General features: G+C 65.5%; 9 protein-coding genes and 1 pseudogene. 1 reads left to right on the forward strand and 9 read right to left on the reverse strand.

Annotated features, from left to right (window positions below; genetic code table 11):
- Nucleotides 1-52 precede the first annotated feature (52 nt).
- The 4 genes from ACFQPB_RS04495 to ACFQPB_RS04510 all read right to left on the reverse strand — a co-directional run bounded on the left by ACFQPB_RS04495 (nucleotide 53) and on the right by ACFQPB_RS04510 (nucleotide 1,869).
- Nucleotides 53-385: a type II toxin-antitoxin system HicB family antitoxin gene (locus ACFQPB_RS04495; protein WP_382220095.1), complete on the reverse strand. Its 333-nt coding sequence runs from the start codon at nucleotides 383-385 to the stop codon at nucleotides 53-55.
- Complete coding sequence (locus ACFQPB_RS04500) at nucleotides 382-636, reverse strand: type II toxin-antitoxin system HicA family toxin (RefSeq protein ID WP_382220097.1); 255 nt, start codon at nucleotides 634-636, stop codon at nucleotides 382-384. Before ACFQPB_RS04500 ends, ACFQPB_RS04495 begins: the two co-directional genes overlap by 4 nt.
- A gap of 88 nt (nucleotides 637-724) precedes the next feature.
- A complete protein-coding gene (locus ACFQPB_RS04505) occupies nucleotides 725-1,111 on the reverse strand; it encodes an ASCH domain-containing protein (protein ID WP_382220099.1) in 387 nt (128 codons plus the stop codon).
- A 332-nt stretch (nucleotides 1,112-1,443) separates the two neighbouring features.
- A complete protein-coding gene (locus ACFQPB_RS04510) occupies nucleotides 1,444-1,869 on the reverse strand; it encodes a hypothetical protein (RefSeq protein WP_382220101.1) in 426 nt (141 codons plus the stop codon).
- Nucleotides 1,870-1,978: 109 nt separating this feature from the next.
- On the opposite strand from ACFQPB_RS04510, the gene ACFQPB_RS04515 reads away from it, so the two are divergent.
- Nucleotides 1,979-3,442 carry a sensor domain-containing diguanylate cyclase gene (locus ACFQPB_RS04515; protein ID WP_382220103.1) on the forward strand — a complete coding sequence of 488 codons (1,464 nt, stop codon included), beginning with the start codon at nucleotides 1,979-1,981 and terminating at the stop codon, nucleotides 3,440-3,442.
- Between the two features lie 13 nt (nucleotides 3,443-3,455).
- On the opposite strand, the gene ACFQPB_RS04520 is transcribed toward ACFQPB_RS04515, so the two are convergent.
- From ACFQPB_RS04520 to ACFQPB_RS04540, 5 genes and pseudogenes are all read right to left on the reverse strand, one after another.
- A complete protein-coding gene (locus ACFQPB_RS04520) occupies nucleotides 3,456-4,259 on the reverse strand; it encodes an enoyl-CoA hydratase/isomerase family protein (RefSeq protein ID WP_382220105.1) in 804 nt (267 codons plus the stop codon).
- 149 nt (nucleotides 4,260-4,408) lie between these two features.
- Entirely contained in the window at nucleotides 4,409-5,128 is a 720-nt protein-coding gene (gene nanR, locus ACFQPB_RS04525) for a transcriptional regulator NanR (protein WP_382198934.1), read from the reverse strand.
- 29 nt (nucleotides 5,129-5,157) lie between these two features.
- The gene (oiaK, locus tag ACFQPB_RS04530; RefSeq protein WP_382220107.1) at nucleotides 5,158-6,525 is read right to left on the reverse strand and encodes a 3-oxo-isoapionate kinase OiaK; all 1,368 of its coding nucleotides are present in this window, start codon (nucleotides 6,523-6,525) and stop codon (nucleotides 5,158-5,160) included.
- 5 nt (nucleotides 6,526-6,530) lie between these two features.
- Nucleotides 6,531-7,775, reverse strand: coding sequence for a ribulose-bisphosphate carboxylase large subunit family protein (locus ACFQPB_RS04535; protein ID WP_382220109.1), 1,245 nt, complete (start codon nucleotides 7,773-7,775; stop codon nucleotides 6,531-6,533).
- Nucleotides 7,776-7,787: 12 nt separating this feature from the next.
- Nucleotides 7,788-7,968, reverse strand: a pseudogene (locus ACFQPB_RS04540) (C4-dicarboxylate ABC transporter permease); the annotation flags it as partial.

Raw genomic sequence — 7,968 nt, forward strand, 5'->3', positions numbered from 1 at the left:
CGCCCGCCTTCTGGCTGGCGGGTTTTTTCATGGGTGGCGCTTTTGACCTTGATCAGGCAGTGACACGCTGAGCAAGCGCCTCTTGAGCAAGGGCGTTGATGCTCTTGCCTTCGGCCTGTGCGGCAATGGCGAGCCGTTCATGCAGTTCCGGCGAAATCCGAAGATTGAACTTTCCGGAGTAGCTGCGGCGCGGCTCAATGCCCTTTTCCTTGCATATATCAAGAAACAGCGTCAAAGACCTCTTGAACTCCACCCTGAGTTCCTTCGGCGTCTTGCCATAGAAGTCGGCACCACCGTTGAGCCCCAAAATTTCACCTCGAAACATGTCGAGCTCGGGGTCGTACTCAATCTTCGCGTTGTATCCGTCTACCGTCATCACGTTCATGGTTTCACTCCATGTTGCTCAAGCCATTTTTTCACCGACACCACGGCGCCTTTGTCGGTCTTTGGTGAAGGATGGGGTCTGTGGAAGACACGAACCTCGTTGAACAGCACGACCGCGATACGACTGCCCTCGCGCTCGACGACCTCCGCGCCAAGCCCACCCAATAACGCTTCAATGTCTTTCCAGGCAATGTTCGCACTGGTCGGGTGGGCGAAGACGGCTTCCAAAGTCTTCTGGTACGCTCGTTTCATTTTGGAATGGTACTAAAATTCAGTACCTAATGCAACAGAGGTGCAATCCAGCACCAAGTCTCCGATCTACGGAAACACCAAGACTGCCCTACGAAGGGTCGTCAAGGCTCAGACCTTGCATGAGGCAACTCAACTCGTAGAACTTCCGTTTGGCCCATACACGACCCGTGGAGGCCAATGACCGCACATTCTCAAGGTGCCAAGCAAAGTACCCAGGTTGCCATCCACTTGAGCAGGCAGGCTCCACCTGTGACGGTAACCAGGGTTCGACGAGTCGCACATCCACCAGCGCGACGGCTCGCCCATTCGGATCGACTTGAAACCCATCGGTCAGGAAGTTTGTGTTCTCTACGATCAGGAGGTCTTTGATCGGCAGCGTCGGCGGTACCCATGACCGGACCTCAATCGTCTTCCTTCCCGCAGCGATGTTTCCGCCATGAGGCGAAACGATGGACAGCGCAACGTACTTGGTCATTTGCAAACAACATGCCCAAACGCAAGCGGGCTGGCCGACAGATAGGTTCGCAAAAATGCCGGCCTCAAGTTGACAGACACCAGCTCCTGCAAAGGAAACCACCGAAACTCGAGGTTCAGTTCGGGTTCAACACCGCGGTATGTGCGGGATGTGTTCAAGAAAACGGAAGACTCAGCCAAGCAGACCTGGAAGTAGAAACCGATTTCATGGTTCCGTGTCCCCGCGAGTTCAAAGAAGTTCTCGACAACATGCAGCAACGGCCCACATTCAACGTTTTCGCCCAGTTCCTCCCACAGCGCAGTGGAGCACCTGTGCCAGTCGGTTGCAAGTTGTCATGGCTTGCTGCCCAAAATGGCCCCAACCAAAAACAAGAGGCCGAGTACACCGACCAGCGCGGAAGAGACCCACCAGAAGAGCTCACTGTTGCCTGGGAACATCGGACGGAGCCATGGAAACGCGAGCGCGCGCAGCATCAGCACGGCCGCGATCGTGAAAAGTGCAGGCTGAAGCAACGGCGGCGGCGCAGCCAATCCGGCGCCTGCCAGCGCACACCAAGCCCAAACCAACAACATGGCTCCAACCAGCACGGTAGACACATGCGGTCGCCAATCGCCTGCAGCCACCGCATTGGCCACACTCTCACCCGCACCCAAAAACCGATAACCCGCAGCACCCCATGGAATGCACACAAAGTGGAGCAGCGCAGCCACAACACATGCCGCCGCCGCGACGGTGAGAAGAATGGACGACATGCTCATGCTTTACCCATAAAACCAATGCAAACACCCCGCAGCATATCGGGCACACGCCGGCAGATTGTTAAAGTGACTACCTCCGACCAAACCGGCAGTCCCCTGCCCCACCACCATGCCCGCCCGCTCCGACTTTGAACAGATGTTTGACCTTGCCCCCGCCTCGCTCTGGCTGGAGGACTACAGCGGCATCAAGCGGCTGTTCGATGCCTGGCGTGCCGAAGGGGTGAGCGACCTGAGCGCGATGTTCGAGGCCCAGCCGGAACGCTTGGCCGAGGTGGCCGCAGCGCCCATGGTGCTCAAGGTCAACCAGCGCACGCTGGAGATGTTTGAGGCGGGCTCGCAGGAGGAGCTGGTGGGCCAGCTCAGCAAGGTGTTTGGCGACGGCACGCTGGACCAGTTTGGGCGCGAAATGGTGCAGTTGTGGGAGAGCGGCCGTCAGTTCACCGGCGCTTCGGTCAACTACTCGCTGAGCGGGCGGCGCATTGATGTGGAGGTGCAGGCGCGGGTGCTCGAAGGCCATGAAGCCGACTGGGACAGGGTGTTGGTGTCGCTGCAGGACGTGACGGCGCGCGTTCAAGCCACACAACGCTTGCAGATGAGCGAGGCCTACGCGCACAACCTGTTCAAGTTTTCGCCTGTGTCGCTGTGGGTGGAGGACTTCAGCGGCGTGCGTGCGCTGATGGACGAGGTGCGCGAGCGGGGCATTGAAGACCTGCGCACCTTCATCAACGTGCACCCCGAATTCGTGACCCGCTGCATGCGCGAGATCCGCGTCATCGACGTGAACCAGCAGACGCTGCGCATGTTTGGCGCGGCCGACCGCGACACCCTGCTGCGCCAGCTCGACCGCGTGTTCCGCGGCGAGATGCACGACTCCTTTGCCGAGCAGCTGATCGACCTGTGGAAAGGCCAGTTGTTCCAGCAACGCGAGGTGGTGAACTACTCGCTGGCCGGCAACCTGATGCACGTGCACATGCAGTTTGGTGTGCTGGATGGCCACGAGGCGAACTGGGACCTGGTGCTGGTCTCGCTGGTGGACATCACGGCCCGCAAAAAGGCCGAGGCCTACCTGGAGTACCTGGGCAAACACGACACGCTGACCAAGCTGCGCAACCGCACCTTCTACATCGAGGAACTGAACCGCCTTTCGCGCAAAGGGCCGTGGCCGGTGAGCGTGCTGGCCATCGACCTCAACGGCCTGAAAAACGCCAACGACAGCAACGGCCACGCGGCTGGTGACGCGCTGTTGCGGCGCGCGGGCGAGGTCTTGTCCAAGGCGGTGACCGAGCCCGCCTGCGCGGCCCGCATCGGCGGCGACGAGTTCATGGTGCTCATGCCGGGCACCGACCGCGCAGGCGCCGAGCGCCTGAAAGAGCACATCGACTCCATGCTGGAACTCAACAACCAGTTCTACCCCGGCCAGCCGCTGAGCCTGGCCGTGGGCATTGCCACCTGCCAGCAGGCCCACGAACTGGAACTGGCCTGCCAAGACGCTGATCGGGCCATGTACGCGGCCAAGGCACATTACTACGCCACCCACCAGATCGAGCGGCGGCGCGGCCGCGACGGCGCCTGAGCCAGCGTCAGCGTCAGCGACCGGTGAAACGCGCCGGCCGTTTGGCCAGAAAAGCGGCCACACCCTCCGCAAAATCGGCCGTGCCGGCGCAGGCCACAAACGCGCGTGCCTCGGCCTGCAGTTGGGTGTGCAGGTCGTGCTGGTCGGACGCGCGCATCAGCCGCTTGAGCCGCCCCACCGCCAGTGGCGCCGACGCTTCGATCTGGCGCGCCCATGCCAGCGTGTGTTCGGCCAGGGCCTCGGCTGGCACCACGCGGTTGACCATGCCCAGCCACAGCGCCTCGGCGGCGTCAAATGGCTCGCACAGCAGCGCAATCTCGAGCGCCTTACGCAGGCCCACCCAGCGCGGCAACCCCCACGAGGTGCCGCAGTCGGAGCTGGTGCCTATGCGGGTGTAGGCCAGGTTGAAACGGGTGCCCTCCGCCGCCACGATCAGGTCGCACGTCAAGGCCAGGCCCAGCCCACCGCCGGCCACCGCGCCCTGCACCGAGGCAATCACCGGTGCCGACAAGCCCGCCAGCAGTTCGATGCCGGCGTGCATCTCGCCGATCAGCTCGGCGGCCACGGCCGAGGGATCGGCCGCCATGCTTTGCAGGTCGCCACCCGCCATGAAGGCCCGGCCTTCGCCGCTGAGCACCACCACCCGCACGGCGGCGTCGTTGTTGATCTGCTGGCAGGCCTGATGGAAGGCCTTGGCCATCGGCAGGTCGATGGCGTTCATGGCCTGGGGCCGGTTGAAGCGCAGGTGAGCGATGCCGCCTTCGCGCCAGCAGCGCAGCGGAGTGACGTCGGGGGCTGCGGCAGACGGCAGGGCCATGATCGGGTCTCCTCAATCGACAACAACGGTGGCGCCATTTCAATGCACAAACCGCTGCGCGCGTGTGCCGCAAACGACAAAAGGGCCGCCTTGTGGGCGGCCCTTTTGTGGGGGAACAACACGCTGCCACCTGGGCAGCGGGGCGGCAATCAGGCGCCCGCCGGCTGCGGCACTGTCTGGTACAGATCGCTGGCGCGCAACAGGTGGTCGCGCATGGCTTGCTCGGCGGCGGCCGGATCGCGTGCAGCAATCGCGTCGAGAATGCGGGTGTGTTCGGCCAGGGTCACCTGTTCGGCGCCGGGCGCACGCACGATGGTCTGGTAGTAGGCGCTGGCCCAGTTGAACAGGGCTTCGACGATGGCAGGAAAGATGGGGTTGCCGGCGATGGTGGCGATCTCGCGGTGGAACAACATGTCGCGCTGCAGGAACAAATCCATGGCCGACAACGCGGCACGGTGTTCGTCCAGGCGCTGGCGCAGGCGGGCCACATCGGCATCGGTGGCGCGTTCGGCGGCAATGCGGCACAGGCCGGCCTCCAGAAACACCCGCGCGTCCTTGAGGTGTTCCAGCATCACGGGCTGCATGCGCAGCAGGTGCTGGGCGCCACCGGCGATCTGTTCGATCAGCAGGTCGGCCGTGGGCACCACCACCCGCGCGCGCTCGCCGTGGGCAATTTCCACGATGCCGGAGCGGGCCAGGTCCTGCAGCGCCTCGCGCACCGCGGGGCGGCCCACGCCGTAGAAGGCCATCAACTCGCGCTCGGCAGGCAGCTGGTCACCCGGTTTCCATTCGCCCGCGCGTATGCGCAGCAACAGGCGGTCCAGCACCTCCTGGTAAATTTTGCGCCGCTGTATCTGCTCAACACTCATGGGCGAAAAGCATACCGCAGGCAGCTCATTCAAACGGTGCCGTGCAACACGCGGCCAAAGAAGTCGGCCTGGCCCATCTGCCCGCCCTTGAGCACCACCTCCATGCCGTCCATGCCCGGCGCGTCGGACCACACGCGGCACAGCGGTGCGCCGGGCACCAGTTGGGCAGCCACGGTAAGCGCGGCGATGTCCAAGGCACTCGCCACGGCGCCCGAGCTGTCGCCCCCCGCGATGGCCAGGCGGCGCACGCCCGATGCCGCCACCAGGCGACGCATGGTCTCGGCCAGGGCGTCGCCCACGCGGGCGCTGGCCACGGCCACACCCAAGCCAGCCGCCTCGGCCTGGGCAGCAAAGGTGGTCACGGCCGGGTCATCGGGCCCGGCAGCGGAGTAGATGAGCGGGCTGCGGCCGGCCTGCAAGGCCACCAGCGCCATGGCCAGCACACGCGCGATCTCAAGCTCGCGGCGCTCGGGCCACAGCACCGCGCCCACGTCCAGCCGTTCGGTGGCAAACCCGTGTTCGGCCGCCCAGGCGATTTGCGCCGCCGTCATGGGCGAACAACTGCCACTGATGGCGGCGATGGCGGGCACGGCCTGCGTGGGTGGCAGCGCGGCGGGTTCGGGCAAGGCGCCGCTGCGGCGCCAGTGCGCAGCCAGGGCATATTCCAGACCGGATGACGCGGCGCCGAACAGTCCCTCACCCCGATGTTCCCAGACCAGCCGACCGGCCTCGGCCAGCGTGTCCTCGTCCACCACGTCCAGCATCACCACCGGCACGTCGTCGCCCATGAGCGCGTGCAAGGCGGCGTCGCCCTGGCGCGCCTTGAGGGTGACGAGATCGATCAGTTCGATGCGGCGCGGCGTCTGCCGCGCCAGGTGCACACGCAGGTCGGACTCGCCCATGGGCGTGACCGGGTGGCGCGACATGGTGGGGTGGCGATCCAGCCGGTGGACCACATCGCCCATGGCCGCGAACAGGTGGCCAAAGGCCTGGTAGCGGCGCAGGCGTGGCGCGCCCACCACCATGGGCGACCAGCGCCCGCGCATATGGGGTACCCCCAGGTCAATCGCCTGGCCAATGCTGCCGCGCTCGGGGCTGGAATCGAAGGTGGAGCAGACCTTGTAGTGCAACAGCGGCGCACCAAAGGCCTGGAGGCTGGCAAAGGCCGCTGGCAACTGCTCGCGCATCCAAGCGGGCATGTGGCCACGCGCCGTGCCGGCCAGGCCAATACAACGCATGTGGGCAAAGCGTTGCACCCACTCGGGACCGGGGGTGCGCAAGAACAGCACGGTGGGCACACCGGCCGCCGTGAAGGCCTCCATCACGTCGGTGGAGCCCGTGAAATCGTCGCCGTAATAGGCCAGCAGCGGGCCAGCGGGCAAGGCGGTGTTGGTCATGCGGTTCACCAGAAACCCAGTGCGGCTTTCAACTCGGGGTGGCGCGCGGCGTGGGCCTGCAAATCCACGCCGGCCACCGCCGCGTCCCACGCCTGGCGCAACGCTGTCACCCCCTGAGCCACGCCACCGGGGTGGCCAAAGATGCCGCCGCCTGCCGCAAAAATCAGGTCGGTACCACCGGCCACTTGGTGCGTGGCGGCGGCCACCAGGCCGGTCTGGCCCGAGCTGAACACCGGCATCGCGGCCATGGGCGCGTCGGCCCACAGCGGCTTGAGCACCGCCTGGGCGGCAGCGGCCACTTCGGCATCGCTTTCGCTGAACTTGTTGCCCAGGCCATTGACGTGCAGGTGGTCGGCCCCGGCCAGACGCCACAGCGTGTGCCAGGGCGCGTAGTCCCAGCCCAGCGCGGGGTGGCGGCTGAGGTAGCCCCAGCCGTTGCGGTGGGCGTGGATGGGCAACTGGCTGTGGCGGCGCAGTTCGCGCAGGCCCACCAGGCCCACCGAATTGAGGCTCACCATCACGCAGGTGCCGCCCAGCGACAGCACCAGGTCGTGCCGGCGCTTCATTTCGTCCAGATCGCCGGTGAGGTTGAACGCGACCATGGGCTTGCGGCCCAGGCGCTCGGCGGCCGCATTCACCTCGCGCATCACCGCGCGCGCGCGCTCGTCGAACGGGCAATGCGGGCCGTCGGCCTGCAGCTCGTCGTCCTTGATGAAGTCGATGCCACCGGCCAGCAGCTGGCGCACCTCGGCGGCCGTCTGTTCGGGGTTGAGGCCCACGCTGGGTTTGATGATGGTGCCAATCAGCGGCCCTTGGGCCACACCGGCCAGGCGGCGTGTGCCGGCGATGCCAAAGGCCGGGCCGGGACAGGCCTGGGCAAAGGCAACGGGCAGGCGCAAGTCGGTGATGCGCAGGCCCGACACACACTGCAGTTCGAACAGGTTGCCCGCGATGGTGGCCATCACGTTGGGCAGGCTCAGGCCCATGTTCTCCACCGACCACGACAGCTCCAGCCGCGCGCGCTGGAAACGCACACCGGGCTTGTAGCGCCCGGGCAGGCTGGGCTGGTCCACCACGTCGAGCAGCTCGAGGCGTTCTACGCGCGCGCCACAGCGTGCCTTGAGTTCGGGGGTTTCGTTGGCCAGAGCGAGGAAGGTGCCGCTGGACTGCTCGCCCGCAATCACCTCGGCGGCGCGCGCGGGGTTGTCGGGGGTTTCGAGCCAGTAACTGGCGTGGATGCGGTCGGACATGGTGTGGACGGTTTACTGAGGGCCGATGGCGGGCACCGGCGCGGGGGAGACGGCCGGCGGCTTGGCGAACACCGCATCACGCAGCGTGAGCGAGATGGCGGGGATGTAGGTGATGAGGGCCAGGCAGCCCATGATGACCAGCACAAACGGCAGCAGGTGGCCCACGATGCGGTCCAGCGAAATCTTGGCCACC

Origin of the sequence: Hydrogenophaga atypica, from assembly GCF_042665215.1 — a bacterium.
GTDB lineage: Bacteria > Pseudomonadota > Gammaproteobacteria > Burkholderiales > Burkholderiaceae_C > Hydrogenophaga > Hydrogenophaga defluvii_A.